Here is a 22,752-nt window from a genome sequence, read left to right on the forward strand (position 1 = left end):
GCGGACTCTCCTAAGCACGTAAGGCATAGACATTGTGATCCATCGACCCGATATAGACAACCCCTTCGACGACCGCTGGCGTAGAAACAATTGGGCCTTCGCAGGTGTGTGTCCAAACGGGCGTGCCCGAACCAGCATCGAGACAATAGACCGTTCCATCAGCGGCCCCGATGTAGATGCGACCTGAATCGGCGACAGGCGACGAGACGATTTGCGCCCCGGTGTTGTATTGCCAAACCTGTTTGCCATTTTTCATATCAACTGCATAGACATTGCCGTCGATCCCGCCAACAAAGGCGCGGTTGCCGATGATAATCGGCGATGAATTAACGTAGTGGCTCGTGCGGAATTTCCAGATTGGCCAGCCGCCTTCAAGGTCGAGCGCATGCAGATTGTTATCCATACAGCCAACCAAGACCATTGTATCGTTGGCCGCAGCGCTCGAAACAATCCCGCCTTGGAGCTTTTGCTTCCAGCGAATGCCACCTTTGAACAGATCGACCGCAACGATACTGCCATCGCCTGCGCCAAAAATAACCATACTTGAGGTCAAACATGGCGATGAGCGAATCCATTGCCAGCCGCGATAGCGCCAAATTTGGCGGCCATTGGTGGCATCAACCGCATACATGTGGTAATCGTCAGAGCCAAAGTAGACCAAGCGGTCTTGAACGCGTGGCGATGAGCGCACTGGTTTTTCGGTGCGAAAGACCCAGCGTTGCGTGCCAGCACGGGTATCGAAGGCATAGACATTGCCATCATCTGAGCCGACGATTACCATATCGTCCCAGACGGTAGGCGTTGATGAGATGCCGCCCTCGGTTGGCTTCTTCCAGCGAAATTCACCACGTTTGGTATCGATTGCATAGAGGTTGGTGTCGTAGCAGCCGATGTAGAGCGTGCCATTGCGCACAAATGGCGATGAACGTACTTCATCTTCGCAGCGAAATTTCCAAAGTACCTCGGTATTTTTGCCGCCTCGGCGAATCGCTGCCCCAAAGGCTGGCGTTGCAGGTGCAGCTACGGCTACCCCAGCGGGCGCAAAGCCTGGCACACTCATCAAGACCGATTGAAATTCGGCAGCAGAACCCCAGCGATTGGCCATATCGTATTCGAGCGATTTCATGACAATCGCTTCAACTTCGGGCGAAACGCTTGGGTTCAATTGGCGAATCGGGCGATCGCCAAAGGTAAATGGGGTTTCTAGGCGTGGGTCAATATTGGTGAGCAAATGGTGTAAGGTTGCGCCCAAGGCGTACACATCGCCACGTGCTTCTGCAATCCCGCGATATTGTTCTGGTGGCGAATAGCCTTCCGTTCCAATCATCGTGCCTTTTTTGTCGGTGCGCGTAAAGACCCGCGCAATCCCGAAGTCGATCAGCACAATCCGATCGCTTGGTGTGACGATCATATTCGATGGTTTTAAGTCGCGGAAGATAATTGGCTCTGGCTCGTGGCCATGCAAATAGTTCAGCACATCGCAGATCTGAATTGCCCAGCGCCCAACTTGGTGCTCTTCCAAGGGGCCGTTGGCTTTTTCGAGCACGGTTTCAAGGTCGTGGCCTTCGATCAATTCCATCACCAGGTAGGCGCGGCCAGCTTCTTCGAAAAAGTCGTAGACTTTGGGAATTGCTGGGTGATTGAGGGTTGCCAACAGGCCAGCTTCGCGCTCGAAGTTCTTCAAGCTCAACAAGCGGGTTTGCGAATCGGGCGAGTTTTGAAACATCTCTTTGATCGCACAAAAGCGCGTGACATCTTTAAAACGGGTGTCGCGGCCTTTGTAGACCACGCTCATGCCGCCGATGCCCAACACCCCTTCGATCACATAGCGACCTTCAAGCACGGTGCCAGTTTTGAGCGTTGGCGAGCTTGCTTGGGGCGTGCTTGGCTCTGCTTGTTTGGCGTTTGGCTGTTGCAAGCGGGTTGCATCGGGGTTGGGCGCACGATTGCGAATATCTTCGGTGCCAAGCCGAGAAACCCCTTGATTGCGTAAGATCGAGCCGATGCGATTGCTGACGCTGCGAGTGGCATCGGGGTTTTCATTGATGCCACGAGTCGCATCAGGATTTGGATTGATGCCACGGGTTGCGTCTGGATTGACTGGTGGAGCAATGCTTCTGGTTGAATCATTGCCCGCTGCGACTAAGCCACGAGTCGAATCGGGATCGGCTGGAGCAATCGTACGGGTTGCGTCTAAGCCGCGAGTCGAGTCATCGCTGATTGGTTGTGGAGAGAAAGTACGTGTTGCATCATCGGGCTGCCCTGTTGATGAACCGCCATCCGGCCCATCGATTGGGGTTAAACGCGATGTCCCACCTCGTTTGATTAACGCCATACAGCCCCCTTGGCTTTAAGGAACGATCAATGCGCGGCTTGCCGAAGTAGGGGTGATGTTGTAGGACAGCAAATAAACAAGAGCATAACAATAATTGCTACCAACATCCAAACCCACCTACAACTACTGCATCTCGCAGGAGCTTCTTCAAAGCTGCTGGTTGAATAAATCCAGTCGGCTTTGTAGGAACAATGTTGATCAAGTCTTAAGAAAGAAAATGTTACGATGTATTATACGAAATCGCCCGAAGGCGGGCAAGGTAGCTGGTTAGGCAATTTTAAGTAAAATTCACGGCTGATGGGTGGTTTGTTCACCAACATTGCTCGTCAAATAGTCCTTAGTTGGGCTAGTACCTAGTTGAATGACCAGCGCCGACTCCGAATCGAGACACTGAGCACGATCCCAATCCCCATCAAAACGGTTAGGGTAAACGAGCCACCATAGCTCAAAAACGGCAACGGAATTCCAGTCATGGGCATCATAATCAAATTCATGCCAATATTTTCTAGGCAGTGTACCAAGAGCAAGCCGCCAATTCCGGCGACCATCAAGCGCCCAAATGGATCGCGTGCTCGTTCAACCACCCGCCAAATTTGCCAGATGATGATTAATTGCAGCACAATCACCACTGCCGCGCCAATAAAGCCCAGTTCTTCGGCGGTTACGGCAAAAATAAAGTCGCTTTCTTGCACGGGCAAGTAGTTTAATTGGCTTTGCACGCCGCGCAACAAGCCCATGCCGCCCAGCCCACCATTGCCAATTGCCAAGCGTGATTGGATAATTTGCCAACAGGCGCGCATGCGAAATTCAATATCGGTCTCGCAGCGTTCTGGGGTCAAGAACACGGTCAAGCGTTCGCGCTGATATTGGTCGAATTTGAGCCAAGCCAGCACCACAACTGGCGCGCCAAGCAGGCTTAATAGGCCATATTGCACCCAGCGCGTATTCGCCACCAACGACATAACCAGCCAAATGCCAATCATCACCATGCCTGAGCCAAAGTCGGGCTGAAGCATAACCAAGCCAAGCGGTACTGCCAAAATGACCAGCGAAACAAAGACCGATTTCCACGGGCTTGGCTCATCGCCATGCTTGCTCCAAAAGGCCGCCAGCGCGATAATCACCATCAGTTTGGCCGGCTCGGTTGGCTGAAACGACAGTTGGCTTGAGCCGATCCAGCTTTGAGCACCATATTTGACTTGGCCAAGCGCCACCACCATGCCCAACAAACCCAAGGCCGCAACATATAAAACAATTGCCAACGATCGCAGCAACTGATAATCGAGCAGCGCCAGCCCAAACATCAGGCTCACGCCCACGCTAATCCAGACAATATGTTTGGCAAACGATGAGCCAAGCCCAAACACCAAGGTGCCTGCTGAACCCACCGTCGTGGTATAGACCATTGGTAAGCTAATTGCTAGCAAAAGCAACACAGCAACAACCATTAATGGATTAAACTCGCGCCATGAGCGGGCGCGAATGCTAGTGGACATAATAACCCTCCTGACTCAAAATAATACCATATTGGCTTGGCGCATGTGCGCAATTAACCAATAATTTGGCATAGCTTGAGCATTTGTTGCTGCAATTATAGCAGTTGCGCTTGCTGCTTGATTGCTATGTGGGCTTTGGCGCTGCTTAACGCTGAATGAGCAATTCGCGCTTTGTCATCAAATTGTTGGGAATAAGGCTAGCCTATTCGCTATAATTCAGTGTATTATCACCAAATAGCAGCATCTGCTATCCCACTCACGTTTAACCTCTTGATTGCTGATGCTCGTCGTCGTGTATAATTGCGCATATCCTCTATTAAAGAGGATATGCTTAGGATTCCAGAAAGAGTGGATCGTATGCAAGCATCTGCGGAAGGCGCGCGCCGCCGCGGCGATACAGCCGCCAAAACCAATCTTGTTTTGGTTCATGCCCACACGATTTATCGCGAAGGGTTGCGCTATCATTTTGGTCAAGTGCCGCGCTATAAAATTATTGGCGAGGCCAGCAACGGCCAACAAGCGATTCGCTTGGTCGATTATAGCAACCCCGATATTATTGTGATGGACGTTGATTTACCTGGAGTCAACGGGATTGAAGTTGCCCGCACGGTCAAATTAAATCACCCCAATATCGGCGTGATTTTGCTCAGCGATATTAACGATCAAGAAGGTATCGTCAAATCTCTGCGTGCTGGCGTTGCTGCCTATCTTTCGCGCACGATCGATTGGGACGATTTGATCAATTCGGTCGATATGGTGCGCTCAGGCAATTATCCAATTAATGATTTGGTGCTGAATACGCCAGCGGTTGCTGCTGCTGTGATGGATTCATTTCGCCAACTCACCATGGATACGCATACCGAGCACGTTTATTCGCCGATGTCGCCACGCGAAATCGAAGTGCTCGAGTTGGTTGCTGCTGGCCAGACCAATAAAGAAATTGCTGCTCGGCTCGAAATTAGCAATCAAACGGTCAAAAATCATATTTCATCGATTTTGCGCAAACTAGCGGTCAACGATCGCACCCAAGCTGTGGTATTTGCATTACAGCGGGGCTGGATTAAAATTGTGCAAAACGATAATTCGTTTTCTGGGATGTAATTGCGGCGTTGCCCACCGCCGGTTTGGATTGTCCAAGGAGTGTCGTTTGAAGTTGTTGTTACGGCAACGTGTGAGTTTAGCCTTGGTTGTTGTGGCGCTCGCAGCATGTCAACAAGCCCCACAGCCCACTGCTCGCCCGTTACAAAATCAGCTAACTATTCTCGCCTTAACTCCGACAGGCACGGCTACTCCAACGGCTACGGTGACATTAACGCCTGCACCTGCGTCGCCAACCACCGCGCCTTCGGTTACGCCAACTCGCACAGCTGGGCCGTCGCCAACCAAAGGTGCTACGCCAGTTAACCCTTCAGCAGTTATTCCACAGGCAACACCGCAGGCAACGCCGCTGAGCACGCCAACTGCCAATCAGAGCAGTAGTTTTTGTACCCAGAATTTTGGGGCGGTAACCGATGAGCGGTTTAGCGCACGGCTCAATAATGCTGGGCTTGATCGCACGCCAAATGGCGATCGGCTCTTTTTAGAATTAACGTCAAGTAGCGGCCCAGTCAATGGCCAAGTGCGCTGTGTGCCGCCAGCCGCCGCCCAGTTGCTTGCTGGCGATAGCTCAATTGCGAGCGTTATCCAAATCGATTTGCCCCTATGGCGACACGATGAGCTGTGGAGTTCGTCTTCGGTCACACTGACCAAAGTCTTACGCCTCGATACCTTGCAACATGTGCGCTCGGTCGTCTCGCAATCGAGCAATAATTCAGCAGGCGTGCTAATCGAAATTGGCCTTGATCAAGCCTTGCCATTTACGGTGCAACTTGATGGCGGACGCTTAAATGTCGTCATTGCCGATACTGCCAGTAGCGTGCTGAGCGATGATGCCCTAGCCAAGAGCACTGGCAAACCAACCGCTCCCAAACAGCCAGTTGTGTTTATCAGTAAGGGCGATTTGTATCGCTACGAAAGCTCGCGGGTCGTGCCGATTACCACAACGTTGGCCATCGAAAGTGCTGTTGCGCTCAGCCCAGATCGCACCCAAATTGCCTTCTGTCGCGCCAACCCCGATGGCTTGCAAACCCAAGGCGCACTTTGGACAAGCACCATCGATGGCGATAACGAAACCTTGGTTGCCGATGTTGGTGGCTGTGCCGAACCAGCGTGGGCGCTTGATGGCGGCGTAATTTGGTTTACTGCGCCGTGGAGTGATGCAGCTCCCGATAGTTATCGCTTGTGGCAAGTTACCGCCAATGGTGGCGATGCCAGCGCGGTCTCGCCGCTCGATGAGTGGAGCCGCCGCATGCCGCATGCTTTGCCCGATGGCTCAGTTTTGACGGTTGGGCATACCGATGGCGGCCAAGGCGCGTTGTTGATCAGCAATCCGTTGAGCGGCACCGATAGTTTGCTCGGCCAAGCAAGCCTTGGCAATTATGTCAGCGTTGGCCAAGCAAGCGTTTCTGCTGATGGCACACGGATTGCCGTCGAAGCCATCCGTGCTGATGGTGGCGCAGATTTGGTTGTGCTCGACCAAAGCGGCAAACAACTTGATCTGATCAGCGGCCAATGGTGGGTGCGCCCCTTGGCGTGGAGCAACGACAACACGCTGTATTACTTAAATGTGATTTGTCGCAGCGGCCAAGTGTTGAACTATAGCCTCCACAGCCGCCAAGGCAGCAAAGATAGTCAAATTGTCAAAGGCTCGACCCTCGGCGATTTAGGCTCAGTTGCGGTCGTTGATGATACGATCTTGTATGTCCGTTCTTTACAATCGCCTGATAATGAGCGCGGCGCGCAGCCAGTGATTAGCGGGGCCAGCGAATTATGGCTGTATGATCTTTCAAATTCAGCCCGCACGCGCCTAATCGCTGCCGACGATGGCATTACCAGCGTCAAGTAAGCTCAAGCAAATTAGCGTTTGGGGCAAGTCACACGACTTGCCCTTTTTGTTAGCAAAAGATGGTGTCTATGTTTCAAGCACTTTATAGCTTGCCCGACCAACCGTTGCGCAAACTCAGCAGCGTTGATGAAATTCGCGAAGTGCGTGCCAGCGGCGAAGGGCTGGTGTGGGTTAATTTGTATTCGTGTCAGTCAAGCGAATACGATATATTTTTGCGCGACATGTTTCATTTTCACCCACTCGCCATCGAAGATACGCTGAGCACTGGCTATCAACCACCCAAGGTTGATGATTTTGGCGATTATCTGTTTATTATTGTGCATGCGCTGGCGGTGGGCGAAGATGTATCGCGCTTGAGCACCGATGAATTAAATTGCTTCTTAGGCCGCAATTTTGTGGTTACAGCCTCGCATGTGCGCTTAGCGGCATTGGATTCAATTTGGGAACGAGCTGGCCGCGATGGGCGAATTCTTGAGCGCGGCGCTGATTTTTTGGCTCATGCAGTGCTCGATGCAATTGTTGATGAATTTTTGCCCTACCTTGATCGGATTGATGAAGAAGTTGATTTTCTGGAAGATAGCATTATTCAAGACCCCAAGCCCAGTGCTTTGCGCCGCATTTTGGAGCTGAAGCACAGCATTTTAGCCTTGCGCCGGGTCGTATCACCCCAACGCGAAGTGATGCAGCGGCTTTCACGCGGCGAGTTCGATTTGATTTCGCGCAGCTGCGAAATTTATTTTCGCGATATTTACGACCATCTCGTGCGCATCACCGACCTCAGCGAAGGCGTGCGCGATGTGGTTGGCAGCACCTTGGATACCTATCTCTCGGTTTCCTCGAACAAAATGAACGAAATTATGAAGGCGCTCACAATCGTCAGCACCATTTTCTTGCCTTTAACCCTCGTTACCTCGCTGTATGGCATGAACTTTGATCTGATGCCCGAATTGCATTGGCGCTATGGCTATCTCATGGTTTGGGCAATTATGCTGCTGATTATCGTGGGCATGCTCTGGTTTTTTCGCCGCCGCCGCTGGCTGTAAGCGAGGGTTCAGAAATTGATCCACGAAGCGCACGAAGGACACGAAGGGGCGAGGGGTCAGGGAGCCGGAAACCGCGAAGAACGCGAAGAACACGAAGATTAATTTTTTAGCCACAGATTGTTGGGATTATGTTCTCTGCTCTCTGCTCTATGTTCTATGCTCTTCATCCCTCATCCCTCATCCTTCGGTTCTCTGAGCCTCGGCGTTAAAACATTGCTCCACGAATTGCACGAAGCTTCACTAAAGCTGGTTGCATGGCTCTCTGATAATTTGGAGAAATCTCAGGCAATCACCTTACCCAACATTCGTGTTCTTCGTGTCCTTCGTGGTTAAAAACATCGCTCATAACCATGAAGAGCAGGCTAGTTGATCCACATTAGCTACGAGCTAGCCACGTAGCTAGCTGATTGAGTTTTTCGCCGCGAACCCTTGCACTCGCCTGCGAAGCGATCAACAATTAATAAAGCCTCATCATTTTTTCACAATGGTGACATTGTATGACACAGGGGCATGCGATAGTATCTAGGTGGAAGGTATTGTCGTCTACAGGTTAAAAGTTAGCGTTGGAATGACGATGTTGTTAGCAGAAAGCCAGCAATGCACCCGCGATCTCGTCTGATACTAAATCGCTGCTTTGAGGGAATCCTCGCGACCTATGCTCCAATTCCTAGGTTTGAGGGAACCAAACTTTCTGCATGGCGGTTATTAAAATATCAGGCTTCAGACCGACCAACAATCGGTTTATTTGCCCTGATCAATACAGCAACGCTCGGCTATACTTTGGTCATCCTGCTGGCAAGCCAAGCGCTGGGTGTGCTTGTGCGTTGTTCGCAGTGTCAGCGTTTATAGGGGGGAACCATGAGCAACTGGGAAAAAACGTTTGGTAAGCGCGAATTGCCAACACCTCCAGCATGGGTCAATTTTTTTAGTCCACAGCAATGGCAAGATTTTCGCCAAATCGTGCAGCGTTATCTGAAAAACCTCGGTTTGCCGGTTCGCCCCGAAAACCAAGGCTTTGTTGTGCTAGCCGATTATGCTGGTTGGACCAAAGACACCCGCATTGGGCTTAGCTCTTTGGCGCAAAAATGCTATGCCCATCCCCAATCGCAATGGCTGGCAGTTATTACTGATCATTTTGAGGCAATGCACAAGGGTTTTGAAAACGAAGTGCTGTTGCAAGATGAAATAGACGATTTTGAAAGTGTTCGCGATTTGTTGGCAATTCGCTTGTGGGCCTTGGAGCCTGAATTGCGCGAAAAGCTGATTTATCGCGAGGATTTGCAGGATGTTTGCTCGGTGTTGGTCTTTGATTTACCAACCACCATTCGCAGCGTCAGCAGCGATGAGGCCGCTGCTTGGGGCAAGAGCAACGAAGAATTGTTTGCAATTGCCTTGGAAAACTTGCGTGGTCGCGAGCTGCGCCTGACCGAACACGAGTTGGATGATGGGATCAATGTGCTGGCAATTACCGGCGACGATTTCTTGATTGGCTCGCAAAGCTTGTTGCTTGAGCACTACCCACAATGTTTGGGTCGCTTTGGCACGTTGGTTGCAGTGCCCAACCGCCATGTGGTGTTGTGCTACCCAATTAACGAACCGATTGCCTTGGAAGCTTGGACGAGCATGCTACCTGTGGTCGAAGGCATGTACTTGAACGGCCCTGGCTCGATCTCGAATCAGGTTTTTTGGTACGATAACGGCACCTTTACCCATTTGCCGCATTCGCAAGAGCAGCAATCGGTGCGCTTATCGCCGCCAAGCACCTTTTTAACCACCTTCCAAGAGTAAAACGCACGCTATTACAATTCAAGAGCCTGCTGTTGCCAGAGAAAGCCAACAGCAGGTTTTTTTATTCATCAAGGAGCAATCGAATGGAGCTACACATCCGACGGTATCAAGCAAGCGATGCAGCAATAGTCTGGGAACTGCACAATTTAGGTTTGCAGTTGATGGGTGCGCATCTGGGCAATGGGCAGCGTGATGCTGATGTTTTAGCGGTTGAAGAGTATTATCTGGCGAAAGGCGGCGAATTTTTGGTTGGCGAATTGGCTGGGCAGGTGGTTGTGATGGGCGGTTTGTTGCCAACTGGCGAGCGCGAGGCCGAGGTCAAGCGCATGCGGGTGCATCCCGATTTTTGGCGACGTGGCTTGGGCGAGCAAATGTTGGTTGCGCTTGAAGTACGCGCACGCGAATTGGGCCTAACTAGGCTACATTTGGATACCTCAGTGCCGCAAGCGCCAGCCCAAAAGCTCTATCTGAAACATGGCTATCGTGAAATTGCCCGTGGCCAGATCGATCAGCTTGCGATTATTTATTATGAAAAATGGCTCTGATCTGCTGGTTATTGGCTAGGTTGCGCACATTTGGAAATGTGACATTTGTGAAAAAGGTTATTAATCATTTACTCATCTTATTCGCTAGACAACTATTAATAATTAAAAGTATACTAACAATTAATTCACCGATTATTAAAGGAGTAGCCATGAAGAAACTGACGATTCGCAAGACCGAAACCATGAAAACGACCGCTGCCTTCTATGCTGGTGGTTGTGGTGGCCCAGTCATCATCATCCTGCCATAAAAACGTCGGTACACTCAAAACCTCATCGAAGCAACACCACTTCTCCTTCCTGCCCTTGCTTCAAAACCCAACTTAATGCTCTAAAGTAAATACGATCATTTTCATTCCAATGAAGGATTTTCATGAAAAAGATCACCATTCGTAAAGCTGAAACCTTGAAAACCACTGCGGCATTTTATGCTGGCGGGTGTGATTTAGTCGGTGGCGGAATTATTGTGATTCCCTAAACCTCGCAGCTACGACAATTTTGAAGCAACTCCTCTCACATCTTGCTCCACTGCTTCAAAATAATTGAGGATGATCGTCGCACATTTAACTATCATCTCACAAGGAGCAACCCCATGAAGAAAATCATCATTCGCAAAGCTGAAACCGTCAAAACAACCGCTGCCTTCTATGCTGGTGGCTGTGGTGCATCGCCAATTGGCCCAGGCCGAATCCTGATCCCATAAGCAAATAACTCCCAACCTCACGCTATTTGCCTACCACCACCCTTCCCCCCGCAAATAGTGCTTCAGATTTTTATTGTGCAGCAGTAACATCCCATCATTGCAATGGGCTTATTAGGAGTGTGTCATGAAAAAGATTACGATTCGCAAGGCCGAAACCGTCAAAACAACCGCTGCGTTCTATGCTGGTGGCTGTGGTGGCCCAATTGTTCCAGGCCGTGGTGGCGTGTTAATCCCATAGGTTTTGCTTGTTGCTATTTGCACTGTTCTCGCTCTTTTCTGCCGCTGCAAATAGTCCCACAGATTCCTGCTTGAATTGATCCAAAGCATCCCATTAACGCAATGGGTTTATTAGGAGTGTGTCATGAAAAAGCTTGCAATTCGCAAAGTTGAAACCCTGAAAACCACCGCTGCCTTCTATGCTGGTGGCTGCGGCGGCCCACCACGCCAAATCCCATAGGTTTGGCCGTTTGAATTGTGTGTTTGCTTAAGGAGTGTGTCATGAAAAAGCTTGCAATTCGCAAAGTTGAAACTCTGAAAACCACTGCTGCCTTCTATGCTGGTGGTTGTGGCGGCCCAGGCGGCCCACCACGCCAAATCCCATAGGTTTGGCCGTTTGAATTGTGTGTTTGCTTAAGGAGTGTGTCATGAAAAAGCTTGCAATTCGCAAAGTTGAAACCCTGAAAACCACCGCTGCTTTCTATGCTGGTGGTTGTGGCGGCCCTCGCCCGCTTCCATAAGCTTCTCAGCTCAATGAACTTAGCAGTTTTAGGAGTGTGTTATGAAAAAGATCACGATTCGTAAAACCGAAACCCTGAAAACCACTGCTGCTTTCTATGCTGGCGGCTGTGGCAGCGTTCGCTTGCCATAAACAATAGCGTCAATTATTGAAACTCATTAATTGTTATAAAGGAGTATTCCAATGAAAAAGATTACGATTCGCAAAACCGAAACCCTGAAAACGACCGCTGCCTTCTATGCTGGCAGCTGTGGCCCAATCTTCGCCCAACCATAGTCAATTCGCCCAAATCTATAGTATTGCTAAGGGGGATTTCCAATGAAAAAGATCACAATTCGCAAGGCTGAAACGCTCAAAACGACCGCTGCGTTCTATGCTGGTGGCTGTGGTGGCCCAATCATCATCAGCCCATTCCCAGTGCTCGAACCATAGGTTTTTTTGAATCGACGGTGTGTAAGGAGTATCCATGAAAAAGATTACGATTCGCAAAGTCGAAACCCTCAAAACAACGGCGGCCTTTTACGCAGGCTCCTGCGACCCAATTGGCCCCGGTGGTCCCATCCTCGTTGGTGCATAAACTGAACCTGTGAGTGAGTGAGCAGGAGAAGGTTTTTAGTTAATCCCAACACTAGAAGGGTGGGCCTGGCGCTATGACAAGTATGGTTGCTGCCTCGACGAATCCTTTGTATACAGCATCAGCCTATGTTGATGTGTATCCATTTGTTCGGCAAGAGGAGAGCGAAGAAGAGTTATTAATTGGGCGCGTCGATACCAATAACTTCATCATGCTGCCCAAAGAAGCGGTTGAAATCCTCGATGATTTGGCGCATGGCAAAACCATTGGCGAGGCGCAAGCCCTCTACGCCGAACGCTATGGCGAAATCCCCGATTTGGTTGATCTCCTCGAACAATTAGAATCCGAAGGCTTTGTGCAGCCACTCCAATCGGATACGGTGCGCTTTGGCCAACAAGCGCCAACCAATGCAGCGCAAGCTGTGGCAACCAACCCCAATCAACCGCGCACTGTGCGCTTTCACTTCACGTTTTTTCCGGTGCGGCTAGCCCAACTGTTGTTCAGCCCAATCGCTTTGGCCTTGTATGCGATTGTAATTGGTGGCGCGGCAGCGATTGTGCTGACCCAGCCATCGATTGTGGCAGGCTGGCGGGCGATGGTCGTCGATGAACAAATGGCGCTCTTTACCTTAATCATCATGCTGCATGGCTTTGTGATTACCTTTTTTCACGAGCTTGGCCATGCGGTGGCCGCCCGATCGCGCGGCGTTGATGTGCGCTTTGGCATTGGGCGACGCTTATGGGTGATTGTGGCCGAAACCGATATGTCGGGAATTTGGTCGATTAAGCGCAATCTGCGCTTTTTGCCAATTCTGGCGGGCATGGTGGTCGATTTGCTCAGCGCCGCGATTATGATTTATCTGGCATTTATGCACCAGCGCCAAATCATTAATCTTTCGGATTTTGGCTATGTTTTGGTGCGGGCATTTATGTGGAGCTACCTGCTGAATTTGCTGTTTCAGCTGTATTTCTTTGTGCGCACCGATATTTATTATTTCCTCTCAACCTGGTTGCGTTGCTCAAACCTCATGGGCGATACCGCCAATTACATGATTAATCAGTTCAATCGTGTATTAGGCCGCGCAGAACCACACAACCAAGCGGCAATTCCCGAACGTGAGCGCACAATTATCAAGCGCTACGCCTTTTTCTGGCTGATCGGGCGGGTGCTTGCTTTCTATTCGTTGTTCTTCTTAACTCTGCCAATTTTATGGAGCTACGCCAGCATTTTGTTTGAACGTATGTTTGGTAGTTCAAGCAACAACCTGCAAGTGCTCGATTCGATTTTGGCCGCCATTTTGATCTTTATCAGCCAAGCCGTTGGAATCTTCCTTTGGCTTTGGAGCTTGATCCGCAGAAAGGTTAGCGTCGATGACATCTAAGAGCAAGCAATTAATCGTCTGGGTGGGCAATGCTGGCGTGCAACGAACCGAAGCTGCCCAAGCATGGCTCGCTCAACAATCTGCGGCGCGAACATGGCTTCTGAGCATGAATCGGGCGAATTTGGGCCATTGGGCTGGGCTAAATAGCTTTGTTAGCTCGCTCTTGCCCGAAATAAAAACCCAAGCTCCCGAACTATTGGTCAAATACGATTATGAATTGGCGTTGGTGCTGCCCCAATTACAACGCGAACTCGCCGTGCGCAACCCAAGCCTGACCGATATTAGCAACCCTCAAGAGCGCACCCGCAATTATGCAGCCGATCGCGCCTTTCGGATTGTGCAAGGCTTGATCGATATGCTGCATGAGTTTCGCCAACACGCGCCCGACCAAGCTTGGGTAATTGTCTGCGATCAGTTTGATCAGGCTGGCTCATTAGTTACGATGTTTTTTAAAGAATTATTGCGCCGCGCCGACCAACGCTTTGGCTTGACGATTGGATTTTTGGTTGAGCCAAACGCTGAGTTACTGGCCGACTATCAAAGCTGGGCCGAGCATGTTGAGGTTATTAATGGCGATTGGCAAGCTGATCAACCAGTGGCTGACTTAGATCCAGTTGAAGCCAAGCAACAGCTCGATGCATTAGAGCGCGACCACACCTTTGATCCTATTGAAATTGAATTGCATTTGCCACAATTGATTCAGCTGGCAACCGCTGCCAACGAGCCACGCAAGCGACTGGGCTTTATGCACGAAGGGCTTTCGATCTGCTCGACGCGCGGCTTGTATGCAGATGCGCTGTATTATGGCGAGCCGCTGCAAGTTGCGATGGAGCGCGATTTTCCTAACAGCGTTGATTTTCGACTCAGCGCCTATTTGAAGCTCTATAATTGTTATATTGGCCTAAAACAGGCCGAGCCAGCTTTGGCAATTGCCGAAACTGCGGTGAGCATCACCGATAATCCAGCGCGTTTATTTAGCTGGTATTACCTGATTGCGATGATTCATGGGCGTTTTGCCGTGCCCCGCGATTACGATCAGGCAGAGCATTACCTTAATTTGGGCATTGAAGCGATTAAGCAAGCAGATATTCCAGCCCAAGAAAAACTCTTCCAATCATCATTTAATCGCAATGGCTTGGCATTAATTCGCCACTTCCAAAAACGGCCCTTGGAAGCGATTGAAATTTGCCAAGAATGTTACAAACAGCTAGAAACTGGCTTGGATACCGAGGAACATAAATTACATCGCTCGGTGTTGCTCTATAACATTGCCCAAGTCTATGATTCGCTCAAAGATTATCCCAATGCGCTGCACTATTACACCTTAACGATTGAAATGGACCCCAACTACGCCGAATACTACAACGAGCGAGCCAATATTTATCTGCAAATTGGCGATTATGCAGCTGCTGAGCGCGATTATCGCCAATCGATTGAGCTTAGCCCACCCTACACCGAAGTTTGGACGAACCTTGCCCAATGCTATCAATTGCAAGACGAGTTTGAGCAAGCGGTTGGCGCGTTTAGCCGCGCACTGGATATTGATCCTAACAATGTGGTTGCGCTCAACCATCGCGCCGAATGCTACGAAGCCTTGGGCCAAACCCAAGCCGCAATCGACGACTATAGCGCTAGCCTAAAACTCAAAGCAAACGACTCAGGCATTGTTGCCAACCGCGCCATTCTGTATTATGAGCTTGGCGATTTGGCGGCATCGTTGGCCGATTTGAACACAGCAATTGAGTTGCAGCCCGATTTGGCTGAGCTGTACGAAAATCGTGCGGTAGCTTTGGAAGCGCTCGAACGTTATGCGGAAGCTGAGCACGATCGCCAGCAAGCCATTTTGTTGGCCAACGCCCACGAAGTCAATGCCTAAAGCCCCTCACCCCCCAGCCCCCTCTCCCACGAAAACGCAGGCGAGGGGGAGCCGACTCTTTTTACGAACGAATTGGGGGAGAACCACGGCGTTAAAGCCCCTCGCCCGCGTCACGGGAGAGGGGTTGGGGTGAGGGGATCATACTTTATTCCCATTCCCTTATTTGTTGGCGAAATCATTGCTATACTGAGCCTCAAGGAACAATCCCTTGAGGCTCATTTGCTTGAGGAGCTGCTGATGCCAACCATATTTAGTCATGTTGCGCCAGCCTTGGTGCTTGGTTTGGCGCTTGGTCGCGAGCGAATCAGCCGCCCGTTGTTGGTTTGCGCCTCGATTGCAGCGATTAGCCCCGATTTTGATGGGATTAGCTTTTGGCTGGACATGCCGCGTGGCACGTTGTTGAGCCATCGCGGTTTTACCCATTCAATTGGCTTTGCAACAATTATTGCAGGTTTGGGGGCGATCTTCGCGCCGCGCTTGGGCTGCAAACGCTGGGTTGCGGCGCTGGTCTTGTTTCTGGCAACCTTTAGCCATCCACTTTACGATATGCTGACTAATGGAGGCAGTGGGGTTGCGCTGTGGTGGCCGTTCAGCAGCCAGCGGGTCTTTTTCGAGTGGCGGCCAATTGCGGTGGCTCCAATTAGTGCGGCGCGGCTATTTTCCGAGCGCGGCTGGAATGTGTTGCTCTCGGAATTACGCTGGATTTGGCTACCATGGCTGGGGCTTGGTTTGATTGTGGCTTGGCTGCGGCAGCGCTATGATACGTCCAAAGCGCAGATTCTTGCGTAGGCATAAGCAATCTCGATAGTGTGGAGCGATGATGAACATGGCCCAATTTGATGCGATTGTTGTTGGCGGTGGGCATAATGGCTTGACCTGTGCCTGTTATTTGCAAAAAGCTGGAATCAAAACCCTTGTGATCGAACGGCGACCAATTGTTGGCGGCGCGGTTTGCACCGAAACCATGTTTGGCGGCTATAAGATGGATGTTGGCTCATCGGCCCACATTATGATTCACCTCACGCCAGTGGTGCGCGAGCTTGAGCTACACAAATTTGGCCTCGAATATATTGATATGGACCCATTTGCTTGGTATCCATTGCCCGATGGTTCAGGCGCAATTGAATTTTGGCGCGATTTAGACAAAACCTGTGCTTCGATTGAAAAAATCTCGCCCAAAGATGCCCATGCCTATCGCCAATTTGTGGCGCTGTGGGGGCCGCTCAACGAAGGCGTATTTGATGTATTTCTCAAATCGCCATCGCCTGCCAACCTTGGTCGCCAGATGTTAACTGGCCAATTCAAGGGCGAGAAAGGCACGCATCCGCTGGATATTCTGCGGCGTTTGTTTACCTCGTATGGCTATTTGATCAATGAAACCTTTGAAAGCGAAGCCATGCGCGCTGCAATGGGCTGGTTAGCGGCGCAATCTGGCCCGCCGCCGCACGAAATTGGCACTGGCGATTTTGCTGGCTGGCATTCGATGCTGCACGAAAGCGGCGCGAAACATCCGCGTGGTGGCTCTGGGATGTTGACCCAAGCCATGGCTGCACGCTTCAAGAGTGATGGTGGCACGTTGCTGCTCGATGCTCCAGTTGAGCGAATTATTGTGCAGCATGGGGTGGTGCAAGGGGTTGAATTAACCTCGGGCGAAATCTACAGCGCGCCAATGGTTATTTCGAATGCCCATGTGCAAACCACCTTGCTCAAGTTGGTTGAGCGCGAGCAACTGCCAAATGGCCTAGCCGAGCGGGTTGGACGGATTCGGGTTGGCAATGGCTTTGGTATGGCTGTGCGCTGTGCTGCTGATGAATTACCCGATTATTTGGCCGCGCCTTCTGGTGGCCGCCCGCATCCATCGCATCATGGTTTGCAACTGCTCTGCCCATCGATCGATTATCTCAATCGCGCGGTCAGCGATTATGATCGTGGCGTGCCAGCGACCGATCCAGCGGTGATTGCCATGACATTCAGCGCAATCGATCCCGATGTTGCGCCCAAGGGCAAGCATACGTTGTTTTTGTGGGGCCAATATCACCCCTATGAATTAAGTAATGGCGAAGATTGGGATAGCATTGCCGATCGCGAGGCCGACAAACTTTTAGAAGTAGTCTATCGCTATGCGCCAAATATGCGTGGCAAAATTAGCAATCGTTATGTGCAAACTCCATTAACCTTGGAGCGAACCTTTGGCATGTTGCGCGGCAATGTGATGCATGTTGAAATGTCGTTTGATCAGATGTTTGCCTTCCGCCCGCTGCCTGAGCTTTCCGAGTATCGCGTGGCTGGGATCAAGGGCTTGTATCTGACTGGCGCGAGCACCCATCCTGGCGGCGGCGTATTTGCTGCTTCTGGCTACAACACTGCCCAAACTGTGCTCAAAGATCGCCAGCCATCACGCCAATGGGTTGGTTGGACGCTTGGCGCGGCAGCAGCCTTAGGTGCAATTGCTTGGGCCAAAAAGAAATAAATGTTGGTGACAGCTGCTCAGTCGAATTAATAACTGAGCAGCTGTTGCTTGTTTAGGGCTGAACTGTTGCTTCAAAAACACTAATTGATAAGGTGCGTGGGTCTGCACCTGGCTGTTGCAGGCTTGGGTTAATGCCTGCTTCGTGAGGCTTGAAACGCAGTTTATAGCTTTTTTGGGCTAAATCAATGGGCAGCGTGAAGCTTTCAACTGCTGTGCCAACCGTTAATGTAGCCAACAATTGATCATCAAGCAAAACATCGACCGCCTGCGGATGATCAAATGCCACCAATTTGAGCTGAAGCTGAGCCTGCATTGGGCGAGTGGGATACAGGCCCAAGGTTGCGCCAGCCCCAGCATCTTTAATCCAGCGGTGTAAATCGTTCTCGCTGCCCTCAAGATCATACCAACCAGTGCCTAGTTCCATCAAGGTATGCAATGACTCGCTGCTTGGTTGCCAATCCAGCCGATAGGCCACCAGCGTTTGGTCGTTGGCAATTTCGCTGGCCTTGGCTCCGGTGAGCGCTTCTACTTGCTCTACCGTTGGCACTTGCTGATTCGGCATATCCGATTTGCGGTAATACACGAGGTAGCGCAAATTAAAGTAGCTGGTTGCGGCCAGCGGTTGCTGCACCGGAAAAATATCGTGGCTTGGCAAATTAAGCTCTGGTTCTTCCAAGCCACGAACGAGCCGAATATCAAAAATTGGAATCCGTGGCACAGGCCGCGCCAACACGCCATCAATAATTGGGCGCTGATGGATTGTTTGGTAATACATGGCAAACCACGCGCTGTTAGTGCGGCGAATCGGCATGTCGAGCACGCTGCCAGGCGTGGAATCAGCGGCAATTTGCTCATAAACCGGATGATGGGTTGGTTGCAGTAATGGCCGCTGGCTTGGCCAACTATCAACGCCAATTAAGAGCAGCAAACTGGCGCTTACCAGCACATGCCAACGTGGTTGCCAACGCTTCAGCAGCCCATCCACGCCCATGGCCGCCAACACAGCACTACTTATTAACGTTAAAACGATAAAGCGATCGGGGTAGCGCCCAAATTGGGCAATTGGCAAGAGATTATAGATTTGATACAAGCCATAGCGTGGGCCGAGCGCCAGCCAAAAAGCCCCAAGTCCAAGCACAATCCAGCGCAAGCCTTGTTTTTTGGTCAATACCACGCCAACAACGTCCAGCATCAGCCCAACAAGGCCTAAATACGATAAGCTTGCGCGTTGGAAAATTGCCAAGGGTGAGATTGACCGCTTGCTCACTTCCTCAACGCTGCGAATTAAAACCGGATTGTTGGATGCCTGTCGCAACATTGGAATCAACATCAACGGCAGAATTACCACTAAAGTTACGCCGCCGATGATCAGTGGCGCACGTAGACGTTGCCACGTCTGCTTGAGGCTGCGTGGTTGCTGCACCAGATCAAATCCAAGCCAAACCAATGTCCAGAGCAACGCATACATCGCCATATACAAGCTCGAAAACAACACCGCTAGCAAGGCCAGAATTGCCCATGCAATCCGCCCGAATGATGGTTGTTGGCGCACCCGTTCGTAGGCCACGAAATAGAGCGGCAACCACTGCATATTCCACAATTCAAGGTGATTGAGGGTTAGGTGGCCAAAATGAAATGCAGAAAAACTGTAGATCATGCCAGCCAGAAAGGCGCTACGCGACGAACATTGCCATTGGCGACAGAGCAAATAGACTGCATAGCCGCTGAGCACAAACGAGCCAAGCGCCAAAAAATTATAGGCTGGAATCACGCCCCAAATAGCGATAATCGGCAGCGCAATAATCGCGTTGGTGATGCTCAAGGGGTGAAAATAGAGTGCAGCGCCATTGGGCGTATACAGTTGGTCGGTAAAAAATGGCGATTGGCCCGCCAACAGGCTGCGATACACATGGTCAAGATTCCAGAGTTTTTCCCATAAATCTTGAGCTGCATCGCCAGCGCCCGAAGGCACATGGGTTGCAACATGGCCAATCAACGGATAGGTAGCGATGATTGCGAGAATCAGATAGCCCAAAAGCACAAGCGTATGAATTAAGCGTTGCGACACACTGAATCCTTTTTAACTAATCAAACAGCGCTAGCATACCATAGGCGAGCGAAGAGAGACGAAACCACGAAGAGCACGAAGAGCACGAAGGCTGGTGTAGCCACAGATGCCACAGATTATGAGGATTAGGTTCGTGCCAGACCAAAGCCCCTAGCCAACAGCCATGAACATTTTAGACACGAATTGCACGAATGAGTATTTTTAGCCACATATTGGCACAGATTTGTATGATTAGCGTTCCTATAGCCCAAAGCCTCTAGCCCATAGCCATATTTCTCTGTGCCTCTGCGTTAAAATTTCGATCCACGAAGAGCACGAAGAGCACGAAGCTATTAATGTAGGGGAATAGGAAACATAACAACATTCCAGCAAAGAACTATTAGGGGGTGCTGGGGGATGAAAACCCCCGGCGTTTCCCTCCGGCGGAGGGACGGAAGGGTGGCGAACGAGGGGCTAGGAGATCAGCTGTCAGGGATCAGGAAATCGCGAATGAATATTTTTAGCCACAGACAGATTGGCACAGATTGATTTCCCATAGCCCAAAGCCTCTAGCCCATAGCCATATTTCTCTGCGCCGCTGCGTTAATGGATTGATCCACAAAGAGCACGAAGAGCACGAAGGCTGGTTTAGCTACATATTGGCACAGATTGGCACAGATTGATTTCCCACTAGCCTAGAGCCTACAGCCCATAGCCATATTTCTCTGCGCCTCTGCGTTAAAGAATTAATCCACGAAGGAGGGGGATGAAAAAGGATCGTTGGGGATTCGTAATCATAACAATAATTCATAACCTGAATTTTAGGCCAGAAGCTGGCGAAAAAAGATTATTTTCAAGCATATTTGTCAAATACTACAAATGTTGATTAAAGGCGTAGCAAAGGGCTAAAACTAAACTTCGCGACCAGCAAGCAGCATAAAAATTGACAAAGTATTAAGCTTAGGCTATGCTTGCCATAACTGCGTGGACTTGGCAACGCACATTCATGTCATCATGTATGCAGATAGCCTTGATTGCTATCAGCAACCAAGTACCATTCGAGGAGTCTTCTTTCCATGACAGAGAAGCGAACTCCGCGGCGACGTGTTCAACGGGCCCATACGCAAAACAACGCCGAAGTTATTTTGCTACCAGCTCCTAACCACACCACTACCGCATTTCGCCAAAAATCTGATACAGGCCGGATTGAGTCACTCAATCAAGGTGGCCGCTCAGCCCAACGACGACGCAAGCAAGAACAACGCGCAGCTTCGATCGCGCGATCTTCGCTAGCTCAAATCGCTGGCACATCAACACGTGCTCCATTAGCAATTCCCGATCCAAAACCAGCACGGCGTTCGTTCAAGGTTGCCGCCCAATCGGTGCGTCAGCGCTTACAAATTCAACGTCGCTTAGTTGCGCATAGCGTCATTCTCTTAGCTGCCTGTGTGGTGGCTTGGGGTCGAGGCTTTCCGCTCAATCCCGCTGCCGATTCGACAGATCACGCAATTCCCGAAGTTTTAGCAGCAGCTCAGTTGGTCGATGAAGTTGAAGCAGGTAATTTCCAACGCGTCGTTATTCCCATTTCTGCAACCCAGCCCCAAAGTGTTGGCGGTGGCGAGCATGAAGTTGTGGTCGATGTTGGCCCTGCCTTAATCAAACCAGCGCCAGAGCGTGGCCCTGCCTTTGTTGCGACCCACTTGGTTGCTAACGAAGAAACAATTGCCGATATTGCTACCAAATATACAATCACCCCAGAATCGTTAATTGCGGCCAATAATTTGACTGGCCCAGTTGCGATTGGCGAAACCTTGCGCATTCCGCGGGTTTCGGGCGTTCCGCACACCGTGAGCGAAGGCGAAACGATTACCGATATTGCCGATCGCTACAGCGTTGGCGCTGATGTGATTATGACCTTCCCGCCCAATGGCTTAGATCAAGGCCAAGCCTTGGTTGCTGGCCGCGAGATTTTTGTGCCAGGCGCATCGTTGGCGGGCGTGCAAAATGTGTCCGTTCGTGGCGCGATTGATTCGATCAATCAAAAATCGCAAGCAGCCGCCATCGTGTTGGCCGACCGCACCAACTTGCGCGAAGGCCCAGGCACTGCCTACGAGAAAATCGTCAAGGTCAATGCTGGTGAGCGTTTACAGCTTATCGGCAAGCACGAAGAATGGGTCAAAATTCTGCAAACTGATGGTGAGGTTGCCTGGGTTGCTCGCGAAGTTGTGAGCATTCCTGCTGAAGTTTGGTCGGTTTTGGAAGAAACCGATAACTTTCCACCGCCACCACCGCCACCACCAGTCTGGGTTTGGCCAAGCTATGGCGACCTAACCTCGGGCTTTGGCTATCGCAACTTTAGCGTTGGGCGCTTCCACAACGGTGTCGATATTGCCAACCGCAAAGGCACGCCAATCTCGGCAGCTCGCCGTGGTACGGTTATCGAAGCTGGCTGGTGTAGCGGCTATGGCTATTGTGTCAAAATTAGCCACGGCTCCGGTATGGTCACTGAATACGGCCATATGATGTCGAATCCGGTGGTTTCCGAAGGCCAAGAAGTCGAGGCCGGACAGTTGATTGGCTATATGGGCAGCACCTATGATCGGGCTGGCGGCGGCTATTCAACTGGTGTGCACTTGCACTTCACAATCAAAATTGATGGTACGGCAGTTAATCCGCTGAAATATCTCCCATAAGCTAACCGAGGTTTGAAACAGCGCTAGTGCAACCAGCACTAGCGCTGTTTTTATTAAGTTCTGTTGCTCCCTCACCCCCAGCCCCCTCTCTTTCAAGGGTCGGTTGTGAAGATCCCCTCACCCC

Annotated in this window: 13 protein-coding genes; 10 read left to right on the forward strand and 3 right to left on the reverse strand. The window is 50.7% G+C overall.

The features are described from left to right. Positions 1 to 10 precede the first annotated feature (10 nt). A complete protein-coding gene (locus tag C5S61_RS13145; protein ID WP_110515506.1) occupies positions 11 to 2,335 on the reverse strand; it encodes a serine/threonine-protein kinase in 2,325 nt (774 codons plus the stop codon). 353 nt (positions 2,336 to 2,688) lie between these two features. Continuing rightward, positions 2,689 to 3,831, reverse strand: a complete 1,143-nt coding sequence (locus C5S61_RS13150; RefSeq protein ID WP_110515507.1) for an FtsW/RodA/SpoVE family cell cycle protein — start codon at positions 3,829 to 3,831, stop codon at positions 2,689 to 2,691. A 357-nt stretch (positions 3,832 to 4,188) separates the two neighbouring features. Between C5S61_RS13150 and C5S61_RS13155 the strand changes: the two genes are divergently transcribed. The 9 genes from C5S61_RS13155 to C5S61_RS13195 all read left to right on the forward strand — a co-directional run bounded on the left by C5S61_RS13155 (position 4,189) and on the right by C5S61_RS13195 (position 17,888). Beyond that, positions 4,189 to 4,932, forward strand: coding sequence for a response regulator transcription factor (locus tag C5S61_RS13155; protein WP_164689437.1), 744 nt, complete (start codon positions 4,189 to 4,191; stop codon positions 4,930 to 4,932). Between the two features lie 46 nt (positions 4,933 to 4,978). Then, positions 4,979 to 6,775: a TolB family protein gene (locus tag C5S61_RS13160; protein ID WP_110515509.1), complete on the forward strand. Its 1,797-nt coding sequence runs from the start codon at positions 4,979 to 4,981 to the stop codon at positions 6,773 to 6,775. Between the two features lie 68 nt (positions 6,776 to 6,843). Beyond that, on the forward strand, positions 6,844 to 7,818 hold the full coding sequence (corA, locus tag C5S61_RS13165; protein WP_240614517.1) for a magnesium/cobalt transporter CorA: 975 nt from the start codon (positions 6,844 to 6,846) through the stop codon (positions 7,816 to 7,818). A gap of 858 nt (positions 7,819 to 8,676) precedes the next feature. Next, positions 8,677 to 9,606: a DUF1444 domain-containing protein gene (locus C5S61_RS13170; RefSeq protein WP_110515511.1), complete on the forward strand. Its 930-nt coding sequence runs from the start codon at positions 8,677 to 8,679 to the stop codon at positions 9,604 to 9,606. A gap of 83 nt (positions 9,607 to 9,689) precedes the next feature. Next, complete coding sequence (locus C5S61_RS13175) at positions 9,690 to 10,151, forward strand: GNAT family N-acetyltransferase (RefSeq protein WP_110515512.1); 462 nt, start codon at positions 9,690 to 9,692, stop codon at positions 10,149 to 10,151. Positions 10,152 to 12,237: 2,086 nt separating this feature from the next. Further along, positions 12,238 to 13,542, forward strand: coding sequence for a site-2 protease family protein (locus C5S61_RS13180; RefSeq protein WP_124033427.1), 1,305 nt, complete (start codon positions 12,238 to 12,240; stop codon positions 13,540 to 13,542). Next, on the forward strand, positions 13,532 to 15,418 hold the full coding sequence (locus C5S61_RS13185; protein ID WP_110515514.1) for a tetratricopeptide repeat protein: 1,887 nt from the start codon (positions 13,532 to 13,534) through the stop codon (positions 15,416 to 15,418). Before C5S61_RS13180 ends, C5S61_RS13185 begins: the two co-directional genes overlap by 11 nt. A gap of 237 nt (positions 15,419 to 15,655) precedes the next feature. Continuing rightward, positions 15,656 to 16,207 (forward strand): metal-dependent hydrolase, encoded by a 552-nt coding sequence (locus C5S61_RS13190; protein WP_110515515.1) that lies wholly within the window; start codon positions 15,656 to 15,658, stop codon positions 16,205 to 16,207. Positions 16,208 to 16,244: 37 nt separating this feature from the next. Then, complete coding sequence (locus C5S61_RS13195; protein ID WP_110515518.1) at positions 16,245 to 17,888, forward strand: phytoene desaturase family protein; 1,644 nt, start codon at positions 16,245 to 16,247, stop codon at positions 17,886 to 17,888. A gap of 52 nt (positions 17,889 to 17,940) precedes the next feature. Here C5S61_RS13195 and C5S61_RS13200 read toward each other — a convergent pair whose 3' ends face one another. Continuing rightward, positions 17,941 to 19,956 carry a putative glycosyltransferase family protein gene (locus C5S61_RS13200; RefSeq protein ID WP_110515516.1) on the reverse strand — a complete coding sequence of 672 codons (2,016 nt, stop codon included), beginning with the start codon at positions 19,954 to 19,956 and terminating at the stop codon, positions 17,941 to 17,943. Between the two features lie 1,055 nt (positions 19,957 to 21,011). Between C5S61_RS13200 and C5S61_RS13205 the strand changes: the two genes are divergently transcribed. Then, the gene (locus tag C5S61_RS13205; RefSeq protein WP_110515517.1) at positions 21,012 to 22,628 is read left to right on the forward strand and encodes a peptidoglycan DD-metalloendopeptidase family protein; all 1,617 of its coding nucleotides are present in this window, start codon (positions 21,012 to 21,014) and stop codon (positions 22,626 to 22,628) included. Positions 22,629 to 22,752: the final 124 nt, after the last annotated feature.

Origin of the sequence: Herpetosiphon llansteffanensis (assembly GCF_003205875.1) — a bacterium.
GTDB lineage: Bacteria > Chloroflexota > Chloroflexia > Chloroflexales > Herpetosiphonaceae > Herpetosiphon > Herpetosiphon llansteffanensis.

Excerpts from the sequence above, each read along its gene's own strand:
- C5S61_RS13145 (WP_110515506.1), bottom strand. The coding sequence starts at position 2,335 with ATGGCGTTAATCAAACGAGGTGGGACATCGCGTTTAACCCCAATCGAT.
- C5S61_RS13150 (WP_110515507.1), bottom strand. The coding sequence starts at position 3,831 with ATGTCCACTAGCATTCGCGCCCGCTCATGGCGCGAGTTTAATCCATTA.
- C5S61_RS13155 (WP_164689437.1), top strand. The coding sequence starts at position 4,189 with ATGCAAGCATCTGCGGAAGGCGCGCGCCGCCGCGGCGATACAGCCGCC.
- corA (WP_240614517.1), top strand. The coding sequence starts at position 6,844 with ATGTTTCAAGCACTTTATAGCTTGCCCGACCAACCGTTGCGCAAACTC.
- C5S61_RS13170 (WP_110515511.1), top strand. The coding sequence starts at position 8,677 with ATGAGCAACTGGGAAAAAACGTTTGGTAAGCGCGAATTGCCAACACCT.
- C5S61_RS13175 (WP_110515512.1), top strand. The coding sequence starts at position 9,690 with ATGGAGCTACACATCCGACGGTATCAAGCAAGCGATGCAGCAATAGTC.
- C5S61_RS13180 (WP_124033427.1), top strand. The coding sequence starts at position 12,238 with ATGACAAGTATGGTTGCTGCCTCGACGAATCCTTTGTATACAGCATCA.
- C5S61_RS13185 (WP_110515514.1), top strand. The coding sequence starts at position 13,532 with ATGACATCTAAGAGCAAGCAATTAATCGTCTGGGTGGGCAATGCTGGC.
- C5S61_RS13190 (WP_110515515.1), top strand. The coding sequence starts at position 15,656 with ATGCCAACCATATTTAGTCATGTTGCGCCAGCCTTGGTGCTTGGTTTG.
- C5S61_RS13195 (WP_110515518.1), top strand. The coding sequence starts at position 16,245 with ATGGCCCAATTTGATGCGATTGTTGTTGGCGGTGGGCATAATGGCTTG.
- C5S61_RS13205 (WP_110515517.1), top strand. The coding sequence starts at position 21,012 with ATGACAGAGAAGCGAACTCCGCGGCGACGTGTTCAACGGGCCCATACG.